Origin of the sequence: Nostoc sp. UCD121, from assembly GCF_014222285.1 — a bacterium.
GTDB lineage: Bacteria > Cyanobacteriota > Cyanobacteriia > Cyanobacteriales > Nostocaceae > Nostoc.
In genome coordinates, this window is the sequence record NZ_JACKZS010000117.1 from 1 (window position 1) to 24,267 (window position 24,267).

20 protein-coding genes and 1 pseudogene are annotated in these 24,267 nt (G+C 43.5%); 12 read left to right on the top strand and 9 right to left on the bottom strand.

What is annotated here, in order from left to right:
- Positions 1-5: 5 nt before the first annotated feature.
- Together GNF10_RS22415 and GNF10_RS22420 are read right to left on the bottom strand one after the other, a co-directional pair.
- Positions 6-1,535: a strawberry notch-like NTP hydrolase domain-containing protein gene (locus tag GNF10_RS22415; RefSeq protein WP_185586310.1), complete on the bottom strand. Its 1,530-nt coding sequence runs from the start codon at positions 1,533-1,535 to the stop codon at positions 6-8.
- A 243-nt stretch (positions 1,536-1,778) separates the two neighbouring features.
- Positions 1,779-2,288, bottom strand: coding sequence for a hypothetical protein (locus GNF10_RS22420; RefSeq protein ID WP_260446166.1), 510 nt, complete (start codon positions 2,286-2,288; stop codon positions 1,779-1,781).
- Positions 2,289-2,376: 88 nt separating this feature from the next.
- On the opposite strand from GNF10_RS22420, the gene GNF10_RS22425 reads away from it, so the two are divergent.
- Positions 2,377-2,628 (top strand): hypothetical protein, encoded by a 252-nt coding sequence (locus GNF10_RS22425; RefSeq protein WP_185586311.1) that lies wholly within the window; start codon positions 2,377-2,379, stop codon positions 2,626-2,628.
- 77 nt (positions 2,629-2,705) lie between these two features.
- Here GNF10_RS22425 and GNF10_RS22430 read toward each other — a convergent pair whose 3' ends face one another.
- Together GNF10_RS22430 and gntT are read right to left on the bottom strand one after the other, a co-directional pair.
- Positions 2,706-2,996: a hypothetical protein gene (locus tag GNF10_RS22430; protein WP_185586312.1), complete on the bottom strand. Its 291-nt coding sequence runs from the start codon at positions 2,994-2,996 to the stop codon at positions 2,706-2,708.
- A 223-nt stretch (positions 2,997-3,219) separates the two neighbouring features.
- Positions 3,220-4,548, bottom strand: coding sequence for a guanitoxin biosynthesis MATE family efflux transporter GntT (gene gntT, locus GNF10_RS22435; protein WP_260446165.1), 1,329 nt, complete (start codon positions 4,546-4,548; stop codon positions 3,220-3,222).
- 653 nt (positions 4,549-5,201) lie between these two features.
- Between gntT and GNF10_RS22440 the strand changes: the two genes are divergently transcribed.
- Positions 5,202-5,462, top strand: a complete 261-nt coding sequence (locus GNF10_RS22440; RefSeq protein WP_185586313.1) for a hypothetical protein — start codon at positions 5,202-5,204, stop codon at positions 5,460-5,462.
- A 357-nt stretch (positions 5,463-5,819) separates the two neighbouring features.
- Positions 5,820-6,623, top strand: coding sequence for an endonuclease/exonuclease/phosphatase family protein (locus GNF10_RS22445; RefSeq protein WP_221643707.1), 804 nt, complete (start codon positions 5,820-5,822; stop codon positions 6,621-6,623).
- A gap of 260 nt (positions 6,624-6,883) precedes the next feature.
- Here the strand turns inward: GNF10_RS22445 and GNF10_RS22450 are convergent, their stop codons facing one another.
- On the bottom strand, positions 6,884-7,666 hold the full coding sequence (locus tag GNF10_RS22450) for an alpha/beta fold hydrolase (protein ID WP_260446319.1): 783 nt from the start codon (positions 7,664-7,666) through the stop codon (positions 6,884-6,886).
- A gap of 217 nt (positions 7,667-7,883) precedes the next feature.
- Between GNF10_RS22450 and GNF10_RS22455 the strand changes: the two genes are divergently transcribed.
- On the top strand, positions 7,884-9,116 hold the full coding sequence (locus GNF10_RS22455; protein WP_185582468.1) for a hypothetical protein: 1,233 nt from the start codon (positions 7,884-7,886) through the stop codon (positions 9,114-9,116).
- A 348-nt stretch (positions 9,117-9,464) separates the two neighbouring features.
- Here the strand turns inward: GNF10_RS22455 and GNF10_RS38765 are convergent, their stop codons facing one another.
- Positions 9,465-9,647 carry a hypothetical protein gene (locus tag GNF10_RS38765; protein ID WP_260446198.1) on the bottom strand — a complete coding sequence of 61 codons (183 nt, stop codon included), beginning with the start codon at positions 9,645-9,647 and terminating at the stop codon, positions 9,465-9,467.
- Positions 9,648-9,921: 274 nt separating this feature from the next.
- On the opposite strand from GNF10_RS38765, the pseudogene GNF10_RS38770 reads away from it, so the two are divergent.
- Both GNF10_RS38770 and GNF10_RS38775 read left to right on the top strand, forming a co-directional pair.
- Positions 9,922-10,821 (top strand): annotated as a pseudogene (locus GNF10_RS38770) (PAS domain-containing protein); the annotation flags it as partial.
- Positions 10,804-12,099 (top strand): ATP-binding protein, encoded by a 1,296-nt coding sequence (locus tag GNF10_RS38775; protein WP_311774203.1) that lies wholly within the window; start codon positions 10,804-10,806, stop codon positions 12,097-12,099. The pseudogene GNF10_RS38770 and the gene GNF10_RS38775, both read left to right, overlap by 18 nt.
- Before the next feature lie 212 nt (positions 12,100-12,311).
- Here GNF10_RS38775 and GNF10_RS22470 read toward each other — a convergent pair whose 3' ends face one another.
- From GNF10_RS22470 to GNF10_RS22480, 3 genes are read right to left on the bottom strand one after another with little or no spacing between them, the layout of a single operon-like run.
- Positions 12,312-13,133, bottom strand: coding sequence for a hypothetical protein (locus GNF10_RS22470; protein ID WP_185607234.1), 822 nt, complete (start codon positions 13,131-13,133; stop codon positions 12,312-12,314).
- Between the two features lie 5 nt (positions 13,134-13,138).
- Positions 13,139-13,690: a hypothetical protein gene (locus GNF10_RS22475; RefSeq protein ID WP_185582474.1), complete on the bottom strand. Its 552-nt coding sequence runs from the start codon at positions 13,688-13,690 to the stop codon at positions 13,139-13,141.
- Positions 13,602-13,943 (bottom strand): hypothetical protein, encoded by a 342-nt coding sequence (locus tag GNF10_RS22480; protein WP_185582476.1) that lies wholly within the window; start codon positions 13,941-13,943, stop codon positions 13,602-13,604. The genes GNF10_RS22475 and GNF10_RS22480 overlap by 89 nt, the downstream gene beginning before the upstream one ends.
- A 49-nt stretch (positions 13,944-13,992) precedes the next feature.
- Here GNF10_RS22480 and GNF10_RS22485 point away from each other — a divergent pair, with 49 nt between their 5' ends.
- The 6 genes from GNF10_RS22485 to GNF10_RS22510 form a co-directional block, all read left to right on the top strand.
- Entirely contained in the window at positions 13,993-14,130 is a 138-nt protein-coding gene (locus GNF10_RS22485; RefSeq protein WP_185592387.1) for a hypothetical protein, read from the top strand.
- A gap of 516 nt (positions 14,131-14,646) precedes the next feature.
- Positions 14,647-17,889, top strand: a complete 3,243-nt coding sequence (locus tag GNF10_RS38780) for an ATP-binding protein (protein ID WP_185582478.1) — start codon at positions 14,647-14,649, stop codon at positions 17,887-17,889.
- The gene (locus tag GNF10_RS22495) at positions 17,889-19,043 is read left to right on the top strand and encodes a response regulator (protein ID WP_185582480.1); all 1,155 of its coding nucleotides are present in this window, start codon (positions 17,889-17,891) and stop codon (positions 19,041-19,043) included. The genes GNF10_RS38780 and GNF10_RS22495 overlap by 1 nt, the downstream gene beginning before the upstream one ends.
- A complete protein-coding gene (locus tag GNF10_RS22500; protein ID WP_185582481.1) occupies positions 19,040-21,835 on the top strand; it encodes a response regulator in 2,796 nt (931 codons plus the stop codon). Before GNF10_RS22495 ends, GNF10_RS22500 begins: the two co-directional genes overlap by 4 nt.
- A 401-nt stretch (positions 21,836-22,236) precedes the next feature.
- Positions 22,237-23,595 carry a hypothetical protein gene (locus tag GNF10_RS22505; RefSeq protein ID WP_185582483.1) on the top strand — a complete coding sequence of 453 codons (1,359 nt, stop codon included), beginning with the start codon at positions 22,237-22,239 and terminating at the stop codon, positions 23,593-23,595.
- A gap of 381 nt (positions 23,596-23,976) precedes the next feature.
- Positions 23,977-24,267, top strand: a 291-nt coding sequence (locus GNF10_RS22510) for an AIPR family protein (RefSeq protein ID WP_185592389.1), incomplete at its 3' end; no start/stop codon positions are given.

The following is a 24,267-nucleotide window of genomic DNA, read 5'->3' on the forward strand; positions in this document are numbered from 1 at the left end:
AAAAGTTAGCGTAGGTAGGAAGCCAAAGTGATTTTTAATGGGTAGAAAACTTTAGAATTCTCCAGTAACCAGCCACGACGAAATTTGACGGCATTTTCCTCGCCCTGAGCCGCAACAGTCACATTATCCCAAGAATCATCGACAATATAAGACCCAGACAAAAATTCACAGTGAGCCTGACCTGCGTAAATAACGCTTTCAAGTTGTGCTTCAGATAACAATCCTTGTGAGACAATGTTTCGCGGGAGATGCGGTTTGTAAGTGGGTGGTGGTGGCGAGACAAGCGCTAGGGCTGCACTTTCGCACAGTAGTGAGGGATGAGGTAAAGCATCTTTAATTCTGATTCGTTGTGGGCGATAGGTTTCATATAAAGTATCTTTGAGTCCTTCAGTAGCAGACCATTCGATAACCTCATACTCCAGAACAACCACATCTGGAATTGAAGAAAGTGTTTCTGCTTGAGCTACCACAGAGCGTTTTGGCAATTGAACAACAATTGCCTTCGCCGCAGTAGCTTTGATATCTGAGCGTTCCCACGAAGATCGCTGTGGCAACTGCTCAATCAACGCCAGCAGTTCGGGCAAGTCCAAAGTTTCGGAAATACAGGGGATGTCGCCAGGATTATCAGTTGGGACTTTATCGATTACAGTAATCCTGGTTTCTATCGTCGTCCCGTGTTTGGAGTACACTTTGCCGTTTACCCCAACAGACAGTAGAACTCGCGCAAAATCCTGCCACTTAAAGAAAGTCTCTTGCCAAGTAGGATTATTGGGAGAGAACCAATTGGCTGTGATTGTTACCAGCCGTCCACCGTCAGCCAGTCTTTGCAATGCCGAGTTGATGTGGCGAGGAGTTGCGTCGGGGTTGCGACTGTTGATTTTCGGGGATGACGAAAACGGTGGATTCATCAGCACAACTGAGGGCTGAGTCTTGCCAACCAGATAGTCGTTAATTTGTTCCGCGTTTACTGAGAATAATGGTGTGCCAGGGAATAACCGTCGCAGAATCTTCTCCCTATCGGGTGCAAGCTCGTTGAGCATCAGACTTGCACTGTACAGTTTAGCCATTTGTGCTAACAAACCAGTTCCGGCAGATGGCTCCAGCACCAAATCAGTAGGTTGTATAAATCCTGCTTTGGCTACCAGATAAGCAAGCGGCAACGGTGTCGAGAATTGCTGAAGCTGTACTGACTCTTCACTACGGCGAGTATGCGTCGGGCAGAGGGCTACTAACTTCTCCAATTCCAATAATACTGTTTGTGGCGACTCTAATAAAAGCTTGTAACCTTTTTGACGCAGATATAATATTTGCGCCACTTCCACTGCCTCGTAAGCATCTTTCCATTGCCATGCACCAGACGCGGCAGTGCCTAGAAAGTATCGATTCATCTGAGCTTGGATTGTCCTGGTGGAGATAGTCCGTTGCTCAATCAGTGATTTGGTGAGTTCTTGAGCAACGTTGAGGATTGATTGCCCATAATCCAGAACTGTTTCTAGGTCAAACAGAGTTCCTTGCGTGGCTATAAGGCTGACCATATCTATTATATGAATACATCACTTTCGGTTTGGCGTAGCCGTTTGACCGAGAAGATTGAATAGGGCAGATTGGAGATTGAATGTTTTTGGTAGAAGCCCAGAGTCAAGTGGGTGGAATAAATCTAAAAGACGCTACGCACAGTCGCTTTCCGCGTCGCTATCGTCAATTCTCTTATCTTCTCGGCAATCTACAATTGTTTGAGCTAAGGACGGGTTAACTATAATTTTTTTGGTACTTTCCAGTTATCTTGGGTGGCTTGGTGGACTGGCGCTTAGTACTAGTTGAGGTGGATTTCTTAGACGTGGACAATTTTGCTTTAGTCCGCTTAGATTTGGTCGGTTGCAAAGAAAGGCAGGTGGGAGTAGTCGGAGGCTGGGGAAAGGGATTATAACTGCTGGCGTGAGAACAGAATGGTGAGGGGATTGTGGTTCTAGAGTCCAGGGGTCGGAAATCTTCTCAAATGCGATCGCCCTTGGAGTAGGTTGTGATGCTGTTGCGGAAACTGTGGGCTGTTCAATAACTGGTGGTTGCCATTCGATTGGCGGCAAGGGTACAACCCACAAACTATCCATGAAATCGAAAACCATCAGCGCAACAAAGCTGATAACGACTGCTTGGATCGTCAGCGTGAGAGTAGCTTGGATATCCATGATTAACTGCAAATGTTTGTGATTTTTCAATGTAGTGAGGTGTTGCAGTTGGGTTTGGTCGTTGCAACTCTCACTCTGGTTTTGGCGTAGCCATATTCCCATTCACAAAACGGGTGATTATGTTTACCCAGAGCATTGAAATCTTCTTAGCAAAGGCTAAGATCCAAAAAGTTACTAATTGCAATAAGCAATGGCAAGCAAAGAAATCCAAGTCCGAGAGTACACTGTCAGAGCGCACAAGCGGGAAATTCATACTCGCGTTTTTAACTTCGTATGTAAGCAGTGTGAACAACCCACACAACGAGAAACCTTTGGAGTTAGACCTCTATATTGCGAGAAATGCCGTCCTCCTCAACCTCCCAAGCAATCGAAAGTAGTCCCTATAGGCAAGAGGAAACCCAGAGCTATGAACTATAAGAGTGGGAAGGATATAGCTGGGTAATTTTTTGTCAAAGATTGGTAGTCAGTGGTGGTGACTCAAAATCAAGCAAGAAAGAAAGTTGATTTCAGTCCCCACCTTTAACTTCGTAATGAACTCAAAAGCTTATTTTTTATTCCAGCATCAATCATTTTGGCTAAAGACTCAGCGTTAAATCTCGTCAGCGATTCTGCTAACTGCTGAAAATATTGGTATTGCTCATCTGCATACTCCCCTGGTTCCAATTCTAAAAGCTCACAAAATTTGAAGTAATCAACTTTCCAATTAAATTCAGCAATGCCATTGGCGAACTTTTCGGCTATTTGACGTGATTGAATGGTAGCTGTAGATGGTTGACCATTATGGTTGTAAATGCTGCCTAGTTCTGTCATCTTATTCGTTCTATAGTAGATTTGTACTAATAAATATTTTAGTTCTCTCGGACGCTTAATGAATTATGGCTCCCGGAAGCGTTTTGCAGCATTTAAAACATAGCTGGTCTTTCTTTAGTCTTGCAGTAAAGGTACGTAGCCTTCTTGAACCGTAGCCATCACTCAAGGGAAAAATAGATAATTGAAAATATACATTTCCCGTGAAGATAGATATATTCTGTATTCATCCCTGTCTTGTAGAAAATGATTTTGGTACACACAATGCCAAAGTTATTGTTCTTGCTGCCATAAATAAAGACATTGATAGCCATAGTAAATGACTATTATGGAAATACATTGCTGTAATTGCTGATGGAATAAAACCGATTACAGTGGCTTTGAGCATAGCTTGGCGAAGTGTATGACCTTGAGTCAAGCCTAGAAAATAACCGTCTAGCGCATAAGCGACTGAGCCAAAACCCAAAACTGGTAGCAACCAAGGAATATAAGAACGTAAATTATTGATAATATTAGTATGATTGGTCAGCAATCTTAACAGTGATTCTGGGGCAAAAATAAATGCAGTAGCAAACATTAATCCGATAACGAAGCTACTGACTACAGAAGTTTGCAACAGTTGTTTTAAAGAAGTAATATTTCCACTACCTTGAAAAATTCCAGCCAAGCTCTCAGTAGCGAATGCCAAGCCATCAATGAAATATGCTGCCAAGCTCACCAATTGCATAAGCAGGGTATTTGTCGCCAGAATTTCAGTTCCTAACATAGAACTGAGATTGCTAAACATCGCCATTGTCGAAATTAAAGCGAAAGTCCGAATAATAATTTCTCCATTCAGCATGAAAACCGATTTTAAAGCAGATAGGTTAAATACTTCCCCAATTGAAGCTTGTATTTGTTTAAATGAAATTGTTTGACAATATAGCAAAGTACCTACTATTAGCATCAGATACTGACTAGTGGCTGTCGCTAATCCAGCTCCTCTACTTGACCATCCCCACTGAACAATAAATAGATAATCTAGTAGTACATTTGCACAATTACTAATAACTGAAAGCAACAAAACTTTACTACTTTGGGCTTGTCCAAGAAACCAACCAATCAAGACAAAGTTAATCAATGTTGCTGGGGCACCCCATATTAAAGCATTATAGAAATCAACACCAGAACTTTTAACTTCTGGTGTAGCACTTAGAATTGCAAACCCTAATATTTGTAAAGGTTTTTGAAATATCAGGATGGCAAGTCCTAATATCAGCGCTAAAATTCCATGCTGTAAACTAATCAGTACTGCCGATTGGTTATCTTTACGCCCTATAGCCTGTGCAACCATTCCAGTTGTACCCATGCGTAAGAAACCGAATGTCCAATAAATATAATTGAATAGAATTGTTGCTATTGCCACACCTGCTAAATGACGAATCTCCGTTAAATGCCCTAAAAACATTACATCTATTAGTCCTGCCAACGGAACCATTAGATTTGAAAGAACATTTACAGATGCCAGTTTTAGAAAACTGCGGATGAATACTGAGCGTTGAGCAAAGATAGACAAAATTAGTAAATTCCTTGACCACAACAATGACCGAAACAATTCAAAATTCAAAATTCAAATTCAAAATTGAAGAATAGCTCAGTAATTTTGAATTAATTCAGCTTACTTGCCCCTAAATTCATTTATGGAGAGAAAGATTTATAAACTTGAAGTTCTGTGCCCCTGCATTTATGCATGGGGTAAAAATGTTTGAATAATGAAATTGATAATTTTGAATTTGAGCGTTCGCGCAGTAAATTCAATGCAATCTCTTCTTTTGTCTTCTGAACGCCTTCCTGTTACCATCTGGTTACAATTTCCATAATTTCTTCCTGCTTATCTAATCCCATTGTACTGATTGCCGATTGAAAGACTTGCTTTTCAATATTGTCCAGGCACAAATACGTATCAACAAACCCCGAAATCAATTGCAAAGGCAGGAGGCAGAAGGCAGAAGGTTGCAATACAGTGTAGGCTTCAGACCTACACTGATTGCGGGACACCAAATCAGAGATTTTGGAGTGGGGCTTAAACCCAAGACCCGTTTGGTCGCGCCAGAAGGCAGAGGGCAGGAGGCAGAAGGAATACTGCCCTCTGCCTTCTGCCCTTCTTGCTAAATAAGACTAAAATGGCAAGCAGAGCGCCTCTGTTGTCCAAAAAGGCAAAGGTTTTTTATGAACCCATTACCCCCTGAAGTAAATACACCTGAATTAAAATCCGAAAAAGTTGGTAGCTTAATTAAGCGTTTTGGTATTGGTGCAATAACTGGAGTGGCGATCGCTGCATTGTATTGGAGTTATACAGATTGGTTTGGATATGCAGAACCTATAACCATAGGTATCATAGGTAGTCTGATCCTAGCAATTTTCTGCGGATTGTTAACACTCAAATGGGGATACAAAATATTAGAAAGCTTATTGGGGCTGTTGCCATAATATAAATCTTTCGTATGTAAGTGAACTAAATTTATAAGTATCTATGCAGATTACTGCTTCAGGAATTTCACTTAACGTGGAAGCCCCTCACAGCATCGGCTGTCATGGTTTGACGAAAAATTAGTATAATTTTAGTAATAAGCTTCGCAAGTACTGTATATCTAGCTAAGTACCTTTGTGTGTAAATATCAGTATTAGATGTTAAAGTCTTATAGCCAAATTTTATTGAACCTTCTACTAAGGATTACTGCCCTTCTTTCAATAGGCGTTGGTTTCCTTTGGCAGTATCCTTTCGAGTTATTAAGTCACGGGAGAGTTTATTATTTTTTAGTCTCTTTACTGATCACTATCGGGATATTGTGTGCTTGGTTCGCTGGAATTCGTTGGCAGGGTACGCTATGTTTTGCTCTTGCTCTACTAGCGTTTAATAGCGTTTGGATACTACCTTGGTATCTACCTAATAGCCATCAAGGGCGAGGTGAAGCTCTTAGAATTATAGAATTTAACATCAATATTCAAAATACTCAGTTGACATCTGTCGCTAATCTAGTTGAACAGCAAAAGCCTGACATAGCTGTATTAATCGAGATCAGCCCGCCAGCTATGAAGGAACTAACCGGGCACCTGCAATATACTTTACCCTTTGCTTACCGGGCTCCTGGTGGTGGGTTGGCTGTTTTTAGCCGCTTTGGGTTGGTAAATCCTCAAGGAAAGACACTAAGTGCAGGAACGATTTTAACCACATCTATAAAAACTGGCACTAAAAATATCACCTTAGTAGCAGCCCACCCTTCAGTACCGATCAAACCTGATCTTTTTGCTAAACGTAACACCGCACTAGCTGAAGTAACTCAGTACTTACAGACTCAAAAGGATAAAAAACTAATATTTGCAGGTGACTTAAACCTAACTCCTTGGTCGCCCTACTATAAAAGACTAGTTGAAAAAACGGGACTACACAATACAAAACTGGGCTTTGGAGTAGAACCTTCATGGATTGAACCGACAACTTATGTTCAGTTACCAGCCTTGATTATAAGCGTAATTAAGCTGCCGATAGATCATATTTTTGTTAGTAATGATATCAAAGTCTTAGATTGTAAAACTATCAAGGGTGGAAATTCCGACCATCGGATGCTATTAAGCGATTTAGCAATTTAAAAAGGTCATTATGCAGAAAAAACTATTTCAAGAAGGAAATCCAAATTATTATTAGGATAATCCTCTTGTTTTTCTTCTCCGAACTTGAATAAATATATCGTTTTCTTGCCAATCAATCTCATTGGTGAGCCTTGAATTTTTAACATTACTATATGCAATTTTTCCTGTCAAAAGTGACAAATTCTGATCAAAAGAGGCAAGGGAGGGGGCAGGGATAACAACTGAGACTGAGCTTGTACTTTGTCCCAGTTCAAAATGTATCAATATTGCTCAAGTTGAAAGATAAAATCCAATATGAGTGATGTAAATTTCTCAGGATACCAGAGTCCCCATTCGTGGAAACCTTCTTTTACAGTAATTAATTTAGAGTCTGGAATAATTGCTGCCATTTCTTGAGCGTTACTTAATGGTGTAGTTAGGTCTTTTTCTGACCATAATAATAAACAGGGAGCTTGTATTTCTGGTAATAGATGGCTGATATCTTCATATAAAGAAATTAGCAATCCTTGAATGACATTTCCTGTGTTGAACAACAAGTTGTAGGAAAAAACCAAAGGAATATCAATTAATTTCAACCAGCGTCTTGGGAGAAATAGTTGAGCGGTCATTTCGATTGCCCTTCGCGGGATCATCTCCGGTATAGATGGCGTAGGAATTCCAGTACTATCTATCAAAATTACACTTCTGACTTTTTCTGGAACAAGTGTAGATAAAGTAATAGCAATACCACCACCAAATGAGTGTCCTACTACGTGAAATTGTTGTAAATCTAAAACTGACAAAAATTGAAGGAGAAATTTGCTATAGGTGACGTAATCAGAAATTAGACCAGAGTAAGTCGATCTTGCAAAACTGGGCAAGTCAGGAGCAATTATAGTATGGTGCTGTGCTAGTAGTTCCAGTACTTCTTGATAAGGCTCAGTAGAGATTCCCCAGCCGTGTAGCAATAGGATAGGGATTGAACTCGACTCCAACCTACTTTGCTGATAAAAAATAGTGCAATCTTGTAAATCGACTCGATGATTAGTTAATTGGGATTTCAAAACCGCAACCTCATTGGCTATGACTTGGTAAATTATTTCTACTGTGATGTAATAGTAGCAATCCCCCAGAGTTGAGGAAACTTTCTCAAGGATTATATAGGTATGACTTATACAAAGAAAGGAATTCGCAATTAATAAATTTAAATTAGTAGCATTTTCAGAAATTGCAATACCTTGTGTAGCTCAAACCAGTTTACCCAGTATAACGATTGTAAATGTGGGTGATGCAGCAGCGATCACTGTAGGATTTTTGGGCATTTTAAACTGGTGTTTACTAGATAGAGGCATGTTTAAAGGATTCGGTCGCAGTATGAAAAAACCAGTGCTTGAGGAAAATGAACTGATGGCTATGAAATTCTCTGCAATTTGTCGTTGGTTTTACTGGTTGATCTTGACGCTAATGCTGACATTTACAGCTTTCCCCGCATATGCAGCACATATCGGTACAGTTGAGGAGTTCTCGATAGTGTATCCTAATAGGTCCGAGAAGCCGGGTTCTACTCATGAGATTACTTACAACAAAAAGGGTAAAAACGTTTTTTGGGTAACGGGGCAGAACTATGATCGGGTTGTGGAAGTTACTTTGGATGGCAAAACAACTTTCCATCCAATGCCCAATGGTAGCGGTCCGCATGGAATTGAGTTCGATGCTGCGGGTAATCTTTGGATAACTCTGGAATTTTTGGGTGCGATCGCGCGCCTAGACTCGAATGGTAATATCGTCGCAAAATATGATGTGCAGTTAGATTGCTCAACCTGCAAAACCAAAATTAATACCCATCCTCACGGCTTGGGTATTGGTAGTGATGGCAAAACAGTTTGGTACACTGGCAAAGCTACTGGTACATTAGGCAGAATTACATCTGAAGGCGAGGTAGAAACCTTTGCTCTATCGAGTGTAGGCAGTGTTCCGATTTATATTAATGCTGGTCCTGATGGCAATATGTGGTTTACAGAGTTGGTGGGAAATGCAGTAGGGCGAATTACACCAGATGGACAAATTACAGAATACCCTATCCCAACTCTGAATAGCCGACCAATTGCGATCGTTGCCGATCCTAGTGGTAAAGCTATGTGGTTTACAGAAGAGGCGGGAAACAAGATAGGGCGCATTGATTTGCAGGGTAATATCACAGAATTTCCCGTTCCCAAAACTCAGAACAATGTTATTTTGGCTTCTTTAACGTTTGATAACCAAAGAAACCTTTGGGTGGAGCAATACGTTGATGCTAACAATCCTAATTCCAATAGCCCAGACTATATTATCAAAATTGATCGGCGAATACGAGAATCAGAACCTGAGGACATTTCCCAAATACCTTTCACCTTTTATCAAGTTCCTACCCACAACACAGTGATGCATCGAATCACTCAAGGTCCTGATAAAAACATCTGGTTCACCGAGTTGCGATCTGACAAAGTGGGGAGGGTTTTGACTACTAGTAATTAGTTTACAGCAACAACTGTGCAAAAACAGGAAGACCTATTAATGATGTGATTCGAGAATTGCTGCGTTCTTTAAAAGTTAACAGTGTAGAAGCATCGGAAATTCCACCAGACTCTGAAGTTTCAGAATTAGCTAGGCTTCAAAAATAAGCCAATTAATGAAGAAGAAAATATTATAGGACTGTTTACAAGACTCAAATGATGTTCGAGGGATTAACAGTCAACTGGTCTGTAACAGGGGCAAATCACCCCATCCATTCAGTCCACTGCGGCGCATCTGCCACCAATTGAGCAAACTTGTCTGGGTAAGCGTCTTCAAACTCTAGCATCACGCCGCAACGCTCATCAATCGTTAGGTACTGAGTAATTCTTTAACTGATTCAACCCCATCCTTAACCCGTTCAATCGCCAGTCGAGCGTAATATTTAACTTTATCCCACCAAGAATCACTGAGTTCTACATCTGTGTCCATACCCAAGAGATTATTACTTCCATCTTCATGTTTTGGGGGTGTGGACGGCGATGAAGAAGGCATGGGAGCAGGGGTGCATAGTTGCAGAGGAGATACTATACTTGTACTACTTTTCCCCTCTGCTTCTCTGCTCAACCATATTGAGATTGCATCCTAGCCTTATGTGCCGATCTCGCTCAAGTGACTCTTCGAGGCGTACCTCTGCCTTCAGAATTGTTCTCTTTAGACTACGATTTCCAACAAATGGATATTATTAGAAAGAGGAATGTTACATTCTTTAAAGAATAGGGAATCCTAGATTTAAGTACCAAGTAAATCTATTAGTCAGTTAGACAGGATGAACTTTCAACAGCAGGGCATTCAATCCGGTAAGAATTTTTCTGTAAACCAAGTGCTAAAAGTTGATGAAGTCAGTAGAAATGGTCAGAAAATTGAACATCAATTAGCAGAGCCAGATTTGAAACAGTTGCAAGATAAACTTTTATTACTTATAGAACGTAATCCTTTGCCTTTAATTGAGTGGAATGCAGCGCTTCAAGTAATAGAATGGAATCCGGCTGCTGAACAACTATTTGGATACAGCAAAAGTGAAGTATTTGGTTGTCAGATATCAGAAATAATTGTGCCAGAAAGTGAGAGAGTACAAGCCATCGAAATAATGGAGTTATTAATTGAAGAGAAAGTGGGAGGTAATAATCTCAGTAAGAATCTGACAAAAGATGGAAGAGTGGTTATTTGTGATTGGTGCTACACTCCGATAACTAATATTGATGGCAAGGTAATTAGTATTGTCTCAACAGTGCAGGATATTACAAAAGTAAAGTCTTTTGAAAGCGCCCTGCGCGAAAACGAAAAGACTCAAAGCGCTCTGTGGGAAAACGAAAAGACCTATCAGCAAATTCTTGATGCGATTACAGATATGGTACTAGTTAAAGGCGCCAAATCTCGAATAATTTGGGCAAATAAGGCGTTTCGTGATTATTACGGGATGAGTGAATCACAGCTTCAAAATATGATTGATGCACCTTTCAGCGAACCAGACCATACCTTGCAATATATCAAAGATGATGCTTACGTATTTGAAAGTGGACAGACCCTAGAAATTCCCCAAGAGCCAGTAACTCGGTACAATGGCGAAGTACGCCTATTCCATACAATCAAATCTGCGATCTGCAACGAACTAGGTCAAGTGATAATGACTGTTGGCGTAGCTCGTGATATTAGTGAGCATAAACAAGCCGAGAAAGAACAGGCGAAGTTATTGGCAATTCTAGAAGCAGCACCAGACTTTATTAGCACTGCTGACTTAACTGGGCAGGTTCTTTACTTTAATAAAGCAGCTCGCAGAATGTTAGAACTGGGAGAAAAGGAATCCATTGAGGGGAGGAATTTGTGCCGAAATCATCCGAAATGGGCAAATGAGATTATCCAGAATCAAGGATTACCAGAATCAGTTAGAGTCGGTAATTGGGTCGGGGAAACGGCTGTTTTAAAAGCAGATGGGCGAGAAATTCCCATATCCCAACTGATTATTGCTCACAAATCACCTGATGGAGAAGTTGAATATTTCTCGACAATTGCAAGGGATATCAGCGAACTCAAAGCAGCAGAAGAAACTTTACGGCAAAAAGCGGAACATTTAGAGCAAACTCTTAAAGAACTACAAAACACCCAAGCTCATTTGCTTCAAAGCGAAAAAATGTCCTCTATTGGTCAATTGGTTGCTGGAGTAGCTCACGAAATGAATAATCCTTTGGGGTTTATTGCTGCCAGTGTAAAACAAGCTAAACCTACCTTTGCTGATATTGTTGAACACTTAAAGCTTTATCAGAAAAAGTTCCCTGCTCCGGGAGATGAAATTCTCATCCATGCCGAAGAAATTGACTTGGAATATAGCTTATCAGATTTACCCGAAATGATTGATTCGATGACGATAGCGTGTGACAGGCTGAAAAATATCAGTACCAGTCTCCGCACTTTCACCCGTGCCGATCAAGACTACAAAATACCTTTCAATATCCACCAAGGCATTGATAGTACAATTCTAATTCTCAAACATCGTCTGAAAGCAAATGAACAACGTCCGAAGATTGAAGTGATCACAAACTACGGTAATTTACCGGAAGTAGAATGTTTCCCAGGTCAATTAAATCAGGTATTTATGAACATACTAGCGAATGCTATTGATGCCTTGGATGAATCAAATACAGACCGGAGTTTTAGGGAGATTAAAGCCAATCCTAATCGGATTACAATTACCACCTCATTGAAAGAGAAAATTGTTGAGGTGAAAATTGCTGATAATGGGGTGGGAATGAGTGAATCAGTCAAACAAAAAGTATTTGACCACTTGTTTACCACCAAAGGTGTTGGTAAAGGAACAGGATTAGGATTAGCGATCGCTGGGTCTATTGTTATAGAAAAACATGGCGGAACTTTGAATGTGAATTCTACACCGGGTGTTGTCACAGAATTTGTGATTACCTTACCGATTGTGGCTCCGGCTCAAAGTTAACTTGGTTGAAAGTGTGATTTCAGTTAACCACCCCCACTAACCAATCGCACACCACAGACCTACACCCGTCTGCAAAGTTAACCCAAACCTGCCACTGCCCCAGGTATGTGTTCCAGAACGGCTCCCCATCAGCAATTCCAACAGCCTCACCAACTTGGGAGACTAGCTGTTGGTAGAACTTGTCAACGCTGTCGAGTCCCCTAGCTATCTAACTAGTATTTCAAGACTTGAGACTCAAGCACAGTAAGAAGTTCCGTATGTTGATCAACTAAAGATTGTATTGTGCTAACTGGATTACGATGAAGGCGACGTTTTTGTTGGCGAGGAGCAACTGCCTTCGCTAATCTACGACGTTGAGTTTTATACTCAGCTACAGGTACTTCCCGAATTTGTTCAAGTAACTGTTTTTCGTTTTGAGCTATAAATAGAACTTGATATTGTCCCAAATCACGTAATTCAACAGTTGATTTGCGTCCACTAATACGTCGCTGATGGCGACGCAAATGACTAAATAAAGACTCGATTTTCAGGTTATCTGGTGGCAAACCAGGGATATCATAGCAGTGTAATAAGTAAGTACTATATTTCTCCCATAAACGTTGTAACTTTTTCTTGAGAGCAAACTGTGCCGGATGTTGTTGAGGGTCAGGCACAAACTTCTGTAATAACTCTTCCATCTCGCACCGAACTTGAAAACTTGTTTTGGGGATTTCTGCGGTTCGTGTAATATCAGTTACGTTGCCTGAGATGCGGCGGGAGTTATTTGGATAGCGCAAACATTCGGTAATTCGTCGCAACCACTTGTGCGCTTCTGCCAAATCCAATGCTACGGAAAGATTGTTGCTTAAAGCAAGGTCTACCCATACTGACAACACAGACAAATAATCTGCGTCAATTTGTCGGCATGATAAACTACGTAGTACTTCTCCAATCGCTGATAATTGCTGGTAGCCGCTTAAACCACCCCAAATAAAAGGTTTGCGACTGGTGCGATTGACACAATCCCGAATAGCAGCTCGAATCTGGGACTCCACCACCATTAACTCTGCGTCTCGTGACAGATAGGGTATTGCTGAAAAAAGGGGCTATTATTGTCTGGCTGCTTTTGCTGAGTTGGGTCTTGAGGTCTTTCAGAAGATAATGATACTTTTGGTAGTCCATCCAAATCTGTCTTTAATTGGTGTCGTAGCTTTGTATCTAAAGGCAAGACTGCATCACTCAAATTGTTGAGAAAGTGTGCTTGACAACGTTGACGTGGTGCATCTGTCCAACTTGAATTCATGGCAGTAATAATTGCTGATTCCCCATCTGACAAGGTTGCCAGCACTTTATACGGTAGCTGCTGATATGGTTGCAGCCACTCAATTAACTGTTGTGCCTTTGCCTGAGGTAACTGAACTCCACCGACTGGTGTACCACTTAATACCTCGTACAATACATAGAGTAAGCTTCCATGACCCTCTGGTTGTAAAGCATCAATTGCCCAAATCAAACCACCATGTTCAATGGCTGTGGCAGCTAATTTCTCCTGTGTATGTGCAATCGTTCCACCCAATAGTGCCAGAAATTGAAGGGTTTTGCTTACCCCCATTACTCTCGTTAATTTCAACACCCCGCTGGTTTAAAGAACGTTGAATTTCTACCAATTGTTGATGCTCATGTTCATGTTGCCAACCAATAAATGCCAGCACGTCTAGCCCGTATGTACTGTAAGGTAAGCTGTATTTGAGTACGCCAGTAGCGTAGTAATGTTTACCAAAATGTGTGCAACTGGAATTGGTAAATTCTCTACTCTTGCCTGCCACAAATATTGCACCATCCATTGTTTGAACAGTTTTACGCATGTGTCTTGGTTTGCGTAGCGCTAATTCTGCCCCACAATGCACGCACTCCATGAGCGAACATTCTAATACTATTCGTTTGATATTACTGAATTTTCGTTCTGGGCGATGGCGAGGCAACTTTACTATCACTAATTTTTTACTGCTGCTAGGTGCTTTCCTCAGCTTACCTGCTTTGTATACCAATTAGATAGCTAGGGTTGCCAAGCACACCCAGGTTTAGCCAGCACTGACCTAATATCGCTAACTGCCTGGGGCAACATTGACAATTGTTCGGCTCGATAGGCGATCGCAGATGGTGTCGGCTCAGTCACTAGGATTATCGCTTACGATCAAGGTAAAGCCGACGACCCCATTAAGTATTTTGCTGCCAAAGAAAATCAAGATTTAGGGCTAGTCAAAGCCCTACTAAAGCCAGTCTTCAAGCTGGATTTATCTTCTTTTCCCGCACTCTCTTGACAAATGTACGATTACCTGAAAGCGTCTCCGGCTATTATGCAATATAGTTTTCTCCTTGCCCCTTTCCTATAATCGCTTTCAGCTTTTAGGATGTACAAGTATTGCATTAAATTGGCAAAATATATATAGAAGGTAGGGGCTTGTACCCAGAATTAATCAATTCAAAATTATTATTCTTTATTTTGGACTTTAAATTTTGAATTCAAAAAAGGTCACTGCGTAATATCAAAACAGCAAAAAGAAAATAATGTCAGCACTTCAGTTTCTCTTACTCGAAGCCAATCTACCCAATGCAGAAGTGGTGCAAGCCACGCTGATGGAGGGCGGTATTAACTGTGAACTGTTGCGGGTAGAGACTCGCGCTGATTTTATTAGAACACTGGAAACCGACGAAATCGACCTGATTTTGGCAGACTATGCCTTGTCTAGTTTTGATGGGATTGCGGCACTAACGATCGCCCGTCGCCTGCGCCCTGACACGCCGTTTATTTTCATCTCCGCTAGTTTGGGTGAAGAATTGGCGATCGCAGCTATCCAGCAGGGCGCGACAGATTATGTGCTGAAGCAACGATTAGGGCGGTTGGTGCCATCGGTAGAGCGGGCATTGCGGAAAGTACCGGAACTTGACAAAAACACGATCAAGCGCAAACAAGCCGAAGTAGCCGTCGAATTAGAACTGAAAGATATGCGGCTGCTGCACGAACTGAGCGCGAGGCTTTTGACCGAAGGCGACATTCAGACGCTTTACCAAGAAATTATGGCTGCTGCGATCGCTCTGACGCGGGCGGATGCCGGAACAGTACAAATTCTCGACGAAGCGACACAAGAATTGGTGCTGCTGGCGACGCAGGGGTTTGAGCGGAATATGACCGAGTATTTCTACCGCGTGAATGCGGACTCCAACACGCCCTGCGGCATGGCGCTGAAGAACAGCGATCGCACGTTTATTGATTTCGACGTGCCAAAGAGCGAAGACCTCGATGGCTCAATGCAAAGGCACGTTGAAGCCGGGTATCTCTCGGCACAGTCAACCCCCCTGATTACCCGTTCGGGCAAACCGATCGGTATGGTTTCTACCCATTGGCGCGAACACCACCGTCCGAGCGATCACCAGTTGCGTTTCCTTGACCTACTCGCCCGCCAAGCCGCCGATTTAATTGAGCAACGGCAAGCCCAAGCAGCCTTGCGCGAATCAGAAGAGAAATATCGATCGCTGTTCAACTCAATTGACGAGGGCTTTTATCTTGCCGAGGTGATTTGGGATGATGCGGGCAAGGCGGTTGATATCAGTTACCTCGACGAAAATCTGGTGGCGATGCAAATAGTCGGTCAATCGTTAAAAGGGCGGCTGATGAGCGAGATTGACCCGAATTATGAACAATATTGGCGCGATACTTTCGGTTACACGGCGAAAACGGGCGAAGCTCAACGCCTCGAACAATACGCGAAGCCCAATGATATGTGGTTCGGCTTCTATGTGTTCAAACCGGAAGGCGTGACGGATGACCGCACGATTGCAGTCATCTTTCAAAACATCACCGATCGCAAACGCCGCGAAGCCAATTTCGCCTTTTTAGCCAGCATTGCCAACGATCTTTCGCGTCTGTCGTCAGCCGACGAAATTATGCAAACCATTGGCGCGAAGCTCTGTGAGTATCTGAAACTTGCCACCGTCAACTTCCTTGACGTTGACGAATCGCGGGACGAACTGGCGGTCTGCTACTTTTGGACAAGAACGGATGCACTGAGTTTACTTGGAACGTATCGCACTAAAGATTACTTGAACGAGGAATTTGTACGGGTAAGTCGCGCCGGAGAAATGACTATCGTCGGCGATACGCAGACCGATTGGCGCACCGACGCTCGCTCCTACGCTGCACTCGAAGTTGGCTCATTCGTCAGCATTCCGTTTCACCGCAACGGTGAATGGAAGTTTCTCCTTGCCCTTTCCGACCCGCAACCGCGCGATTGGCGCGACGATGAAACCGAACTTCTTCAAGAATTCTCAAACCGCATTTTCCCGCGTCTCGAACGCGCGCGTGCCGAAGATGCCTTACGCGAATCGGAAGCAAAATATCGATCGCTGTTCGAGTCGATCAACGATGGCTTTTGCATCGTCGAAATGATTTTTGACGAGAACGAGAAGCCGATTGACTATCGCTTTATGCAAATCAGTCCATCTTTTGAGAGACAGACAGGGCTGGTAAACGCGCAAGGGTTACGGATGCGCGAACTGGCTCCAGACCACGAAGAGTATTGGTTTGAAATTTACGGCAACGTTGCTTTGACCGGTCAATCCACCCGCTTTGAGAACCGTGCTGAACATTTGGATCGCTGGTTTGACATTTATGCATTTCCCGTTGGCGAACCCGAAAAACGACAAGTTGCGATTGTTTTCAACGACATTAGCGATCACAAACAAGCCGAAGAAAATCGGATTCGGTTGATTCGAGAACAAGCCGCCCGCGAAGAGGAACGCCAAAAGGCTGAGGCATTGGCAGAACTCGATCGCGCTAAGACTGTGTTCTTCAGCAACGTTTCTCACGAATTCCGTACCCCGCTAACGTTGATACTCAGTCCATTAGAAGAAGCATTATCGAGTTTAAGCGAACAAAACCAGACAGGGAACGGGAGAATGGATGGAACTCGTCTCCATTCACCCGTTCACCTGAAAACACAGTTGCAACTGGCGCATCGCAACGGACTCCGCCTTTTAAAACTGGTCAACACGCTGCTCGACTTTTCCCGCATTGAAGCCGATCGCACTCAGGCAAACTACGAACCCACTGACTTATCCACCTACACGGCAGAACTGGCAAGTGTTTTCCGCTCGGCGATCGAGAATACCAATTTGCAGTTAGTCGTCGATTGTCCCCCTCTGCCCAGCCCTATTTACATCGATCGAGAAATGTGGGAAAAGATTGTGCTAAACCTGCTTTCCAATGCCTTAAAATTTACCTTCGAGGGTATTATTTCTGTCTCGCTCAAACCCAAAGCAAACACAGTTGAATTGATAGTCAGCGACACGGGCATAGGCATTGCCGCTTCAGAACTGCCTCACCTTTTTGAGAGGTTCTATCAAGTTAAAGGGGGGAAGGGGCGCAGCTATGAAGGCTCAGGCATTGGCTTGTCTCTAGTGCAAGAACTCGTCAAGCAGCACGGTGGCGTGATCGCCCTCACGAGCGTAGTAGACGAAGGCACAACCTTCACCGTCTCCATCCCCACCGGAATCGCCCATCTACCCGCCGAGCAAATTGGTGTTGCCTCTATACTGGTATCGACGGCTGTAACGGCGAATGCTTTTGTTGAGGAAGCCTGGGGCTGGCTGCCTGAACAAGAGGAAGGGGGCAGGGGGCAGGGGGAACTGCCCTTGACGAAAGCACAGAATTTCAAGCTCAAAGCTCGGAGGTTCACGCTCAAAGCACAGAATTTCAAGCTCAAAGCTCGGAGGTTCAAGTTCCAAACTTCAAGAGGGCGCGTATTCTCCTAGTGGATGACAACGCCGATATGCGGGGCTATCTCAGGCGGTTGTTAAACCAGTACTACGAGGTAGAAACTGTAAATGATGGGTTAGCCGCACTGACTGCAATCCGGCGTGGCGGAAGTGCCAAAGTCTATGACTTGGTGCTGACGGATGTGATGATGCCCAAAATGGATGGATTTGAGTTGTTGCGATCGCTGCGAGCCAATCCAAATACCCAGACAATCCCGATTATTTTGCTCTCTGCCCGTGCTGGCGAAGAATCACGGGTGGAGGGTTTAGAAACTGGCGCAGATGACTACTTAATTAAACCCTTCTCGGCACGGGAACTGTTAGCGCGAGTCAATGCCAACCTCCAACTGGCACAGCTGCGACGCGAAGCGGTCTACCGCGAACAGGTGATGCAGGCGGTACAAACGCTCAACGATCGCTTAGAGCAACAGGTGAAAGCGCGGACGGCTCAACTAGAAGCCATCAACCAAGAACTGGAGGCGTTCTCTTCCTCAATATCCCACGACTTGCGAACGCCGCTACGCTACATCAGCAGCTTTACCGAGCGGTTGCGAGGCAAGCTCGATGCAACTCTCCTCGATACATCCAGTTTGCAGACTCTCAACATTATCACGCAATCAGCTCTTCAGGCAGAAAAAATGGTAGACGACTTGCTAGAATTCTCACGCCTGGGGCAGACAGAAATGCATTTGACTACTGTTAATATCAGCCAATTGGTGCAACAGGTACAAGCACAATTGCAGCCGGAACTGGTCGGGCGATCGCTTCACTGGCAAATCGAGCCATTGGCAGCAGTAGAAGGCGACCCGGCGCTATTGCAGTTAGTGTTACAAAATTTGCTGTCGAATGCCGTCAAGTACACCCGCAATAACACAGAAGCTACCATCACAATTGGTAGCATTGAACAAGAGGAGGAAGTGATTTTCTTTGTCAAAGATAATGGTGCAGGGTTCGACATGAAATATTATGATCGACTATTCAGCATATTTCAACGGCTGCATCCGCAAGAGGAGTTTGCTGGCACTGGAGTCGGACTTGCCACTGTGCGGCGGATTGTTCATCGACATGGCGGACGCATCTGGGCAGAAGGCGCGACTGGCCAGGGTGCAACTTTCTACTTTTCGCTGCCAAAGCATGAGGCACGGTTATGAAAGCACTCCGGTTTCTTTTGCTCGAAGACAATCCCCTTGATGCGGAGGTGATACATCTTACCCTGACCGATGGCGGCGCTGATTGTGAACTGCTACGGGTGGAAACTCGCGCTGACTTTGTGAGGGCATTAGAAACCAATGCGTTTGATTTGATTTTGGCGGACTATGCTTTGCCCGGTTTTGATGGCATTTCCGCCTTGAAAATTACCCATCACCTGCGTCCTGACACGCCCTTTATTTTCGTCTCTGCCAGTATGGGCGAAGAATTGGTGATTGAAGCGCTGAAACTGGGAGCCACCGACTATGTGCTAAAGCAACGCTTATGGCGGTTGGTGCCATGTGTTCAACGAGCGCTGCGGGAAGCCCAAGAAAGGCGCGATCGCCAACTTGCCGAAGCAGCACTGCACCAAAGCGAAGCCCGCCTGCGTCAAGTCGCGGCCAACCTGCCTCATGGCGCTGTGTTCATTGTGGATCGAGATTTGCGCTACCAGCTTGCAGAAGGCGAAGCACTGGAGTGGGTTGGTATGGCTACTGAAAACTTTGTCGGCAAAACACTCTGGGAAGTCCTCGAACCCGCCCTGGCAGACAGTTATGAACCGTACTACCGTCAAGCTCTTAATGGCGAATCATTTACCTTAGAACACAACAGCCACGATCGCTACTATATTTCTCATGGCACACCCTTACGCAATGCTCTTGGTGAAGTTGATGCTGTGCTGGCAATGTCCTACGACATTACCAATCGCAAACAAACCGAAACCGCCCTCAAACAAAGTGAAGCTCGCTTGCGGTTAATGGTGGCAAGTGCAAAAGAATATGCGATTTTCAGCCTCGATCCCAACGGTGTGATTACAAGCTGGAATCCGGGTGCCGAACTCTTGTTAGGGTATTCAGAAGCAGAAATAATCGGCTGTAACAGTCGCATCCTTTACGCCCCCGAAGACAAGGCCCAAGACCGAGCTAGGAAGGAATTGCAGACCGCCCAAACTCAAGGACAGGCAGAAAATGAGTGCTGGCATATCCGAAAGGACGGTAGCCGCCTTTGGGGTAGTGGCTTTGTGATGCCAATACGTGAGGAAGCGGACGACGTACAAGGATTTATCAAAATCATGCGCGATGTCACCTCACAGAGGCAAGCCGATGAACGCTTGCGGTTGCTTTATGACATCACTAGCGATCTACTTGCGGTTGAGCAACCGATAACGCTAATGCACAACCTATTTAGCAAACTCTCACCCCAGCTAGGGTTGGATTATTACTACAACCACATCGTCGAGTCAAAAGATAACTGCCCCAGACTGCATTTGCAAAACTATGAGGGCATTAATCAAGAGTTTGCACACGCGATGGAGTGGGTTGAGTTCGGTGAATACCTCAGTGGATGGGTAGCTCAAGAACAACAGCAGCTCGTTCTCGATCGCGCCCAAATTGCCACTCATCCTCATGCTCAAACCCTCCGCAACCTGAGTGCTACCGCTTATGTCGGTCAACCGTTAATTGTGCAGGAACGGTTATTGGGAACCATCTCGTTTGCTAGCTGCACCCGCACTCGCTTTACAAGAGAAGAAATCGATTTGCTGCAAATGATGTCTGAGCAGATAGCGATCGCCCTTGATCGAGCAAACCTAATTGTCTCGATTCAGCAGCACGCAGAACAGTTGCAACGAGCGAACCAAATTAAAGACGAGTTTTTAGCGGTGCTGTCTCATGAATTGCGATCGCCCCTCAACCCCATCTTAGGCTGGACACAACTGCTGCAAAAAGGCAAACTCAATGCCGCCCGTCAACACGAAGCACTGGCAACGATCGAACGCAATGCCAGACTACAATCACAATTAATTGAAGACTTGCTTGACATTTCGCGCATTATGCGGGGCAAGCTGTCCTTAACAGTAGCTACCGTTAATTTAACCTCTGTTATTTCTGCTGCCGTCGAAACGGTGCGTTTAGCAGCACAAGCAAAAGATATCGGGTTACAAATTGATCTCGATCAGACTGCACCTATCTCTGGTGACGCTGCCCGTTTGCAGCAAGTAGTGTGGAACTTGCTTACCAATGCGATCAAATTCACACCAGCTAACGGACAAGTAATCGTTGAATTAAGGCAACTCGATCGACTAGCTCAGATTCGGGTGAGCGATACTGGCATTGGCATTCAACCGGAATTTCTCCCGCATGTGTTTGAGTATTTCCAGCAAGAGGATAGCTCGACGACGCGCAGATTTGGGGGGTTGGGGCTTGGCCTTGCGATCGTCCGTCAAATTGTGGAACTGCACGGTGGCACAGTCAAAGCAGAAAGCTTGGGTGAGAATCAAGGCGCAACCTTTACAGTTCAAATACCTATCTTGAATCAGTCAGCAAAAATTGTAGTTGAGTCAGATGAGGCTGATGCAGAAAGCGCAGAGACTCCCTTAAGCAACCTGCAAATATTGGTCGTGGATGATGATACTGATACTCGTGAGTTTCAAGCATTTTTACTAGAACAAAATGGCGCAAAGGTGACAGCCGTAGCGTCTGGGCTAGAAGCATTGCAAGTGCTTGATTGTTTTATTCCCGATCTAGTTGTGAGTGATGTAGGCATGGCTGATATGGATGGCTATATGCTGATCCAGCAGATTCGTTCACGCCCACCCGATCGGGGAGGAAAGATTTTAGCGATCGCGCTTACCGCTTATGCCGCAGATATTGACCAGCAAAAGGCACTCACTGCTGGGTTTCAAGCTCATATTACCAAGCCATTAGAACCGGAAGAGTTAGTGAGGAAGATTGTAAACCTGCTAGAACACAACTAATAAGTATAAAAATTTCTGGCGTTGCTGATTGCGGTTAATTTTTCAAGATTTTTTTCTGATCTCGGTTTTCTGTTCAATACCTCTGCCAACTGACGAGGGTTCAACATCGGTGGAAACGGGATGAATACGTCCTAAAGCAGTAAAGTAAAAGTCTGGATTGATAATCCTTGTAAACTCTTTTTCTATCGTTAAAAATAACAAATGCGTAGGCGTAGCCCGCCGTAGGCATCGCAAAATCTATTTCACCGACTCCGGTTATCACAAATGCAGCTGCTAAATCATCATACTGGACTGACAAGAATAGAAAACGCTATGACTAAAAAAATCTAGCTATTGCTAGATGCGATAATCCTCAAAAACGCTATAGGCTACATACAATTGTTGAGTAGAAAGATTCGCTTGTGGATGCCATAGTAGAAAGATCGCACACACTTAAACAAGCCTTGGTTGATTTTGTCCTAGATGCTGACGGCGAACTAGCACAAGCACTCGACATTTATGCATCTGCACAGATGCCTAGCGGTAATCGCGATCGCACCCAACAACAAGTAATCATTGATAGGTTTATTACAGAAGGGAAAATTGGTGATCGTTCACCTATAGAGTTATTTATCGCCAGTCATGCAGATTTGTCAGAGAGCGATCGCAATCTACTGAATAGCTGGCATCGTAGTTTTATTGGTTTATTTACTATCACCCAGATTCTACCTGATGGCTTAGAACTCATGAACTGGCTGACAGCTAAACATTACATAGTTCTGACAGCTAAAAATTACATTGTCAAGTCTAACAGCCCTGAAAAACAACCAGCCATATCTCGTTTCAAGCCAGGAGATATTTTACTAACACGCATTTATCCTCTTACTGATAATGAATGGATATTTTCTGGCTCTCACACATTTATGGGTAAACTCGGGAAGCCAAAACTCGCCGTCGCCATTGGAAATTTTAAAGATAATTATAAAAGTCATCTTTACAGCGATGCTCCAGACTTGCTAGAACAAGCATGGCAGTCAATAGAGCAATATCATCAGCAGTTTGTTGAGTTTTTTGGGAGTGATGAAGTTACATTACCAGGATACCAACTCAATAAAAAGATAACTGAATTTCAAGAAATTATCGCCGATAAATATCTTAAAACGGTCGGACTTTCTAGTTCCAAATCTTTGAATGAAATAGTAGCAAAAGCTGGCATTGGCGTAGAAGAAATTATCGCCGTTGCTAAAGAATTTGGGATTGATACTAACGCTACTTCTCAAATATTGGATGGGAAAAACAGTAAGCAAAAAATGGTTGCGCCGAAAGTAGATTTACCTGCTGAACTCAAGAAAGCAGAACAAGTCACAGCCATTTGTCACCCACGTTGGGGATTGATGTTTTTACCAACATATACTAAATTCACAACTATATTATTAGCTGATGATTGGGAAAGTATTGAAGGTGCAGCAAAACTAATTCGTCACTACTTGGAAGATAAAAATATTAATGCTTATATTTGGTATCGATTAGCACAAAAATATCCCACTCAATTAGAAAAATTCTTGCAAGATTTCTTGCAACGTCCTGAGTTTAGCCTGAGCAATAATTTAGATAAAATTTTGCAAGAGTATGGTAAAGGTATCGAGCCAGAATTACCAGAAATTGCTAGTGTTCCTTTACATCTACATAATTTATTTCAAGAAGCACTTACAGAAGTGAATAAATCTAAACCCAAAGGTAAAGTACAAAAACAACCAGCGAAAGGTTTTCAAAGAGCTTAGTTTAATATTAAGTGCATCTCAAATCCAGGTAAGTAAGTCGGAGAAAAAATTTACAAGTATGTAACAAACAGTTAAGCAGAAAAATTAGAGCTAAATTTTACACGTTGTGTACTGTAATTTCCTTTTTCTCCTCTTGTTTGAACTCCATCAATCACAGCATAAGGCTTGCGTCTAATTCATCCTCTACTTGATACATTATCTGTATTTACTTATCTTTACACAAGTCAATGATGGGGTACTCTCTACTACCGCCTTGTCTAGTGGACAGCGTAAGCGTTTGGCTGTAAGTTTGACGGTTAATTTACACTACACTGCCACCAGCCAATGACAGGGCAAGGGTTTTAGTTAACATAGAAATTCCCCTGACATTGCACATATTGTATGCCCAAGACTTGGAACATTAAGATAGATAACTATTTTCAAGCTAACCCCAATTGCATCATTGCCACCGCCCACGTAGACACCTTCCCGATAGACCTACCGCTAGAACCGAACATCCGCGAACCGAACCGCAAAAGCGCGACCTACAGACAAGTCTTCGACTCGCTGACGACCGAACCCGAAAAATTCTTCTCTCGTCATAGCGGAATCGTTCTGTCAGCCAATAAAGTTAAGCCTATCAAGAACAAAACTGAACTGGAGCTAGAAGTCTTAGAAGCTAACGAGGGCGGT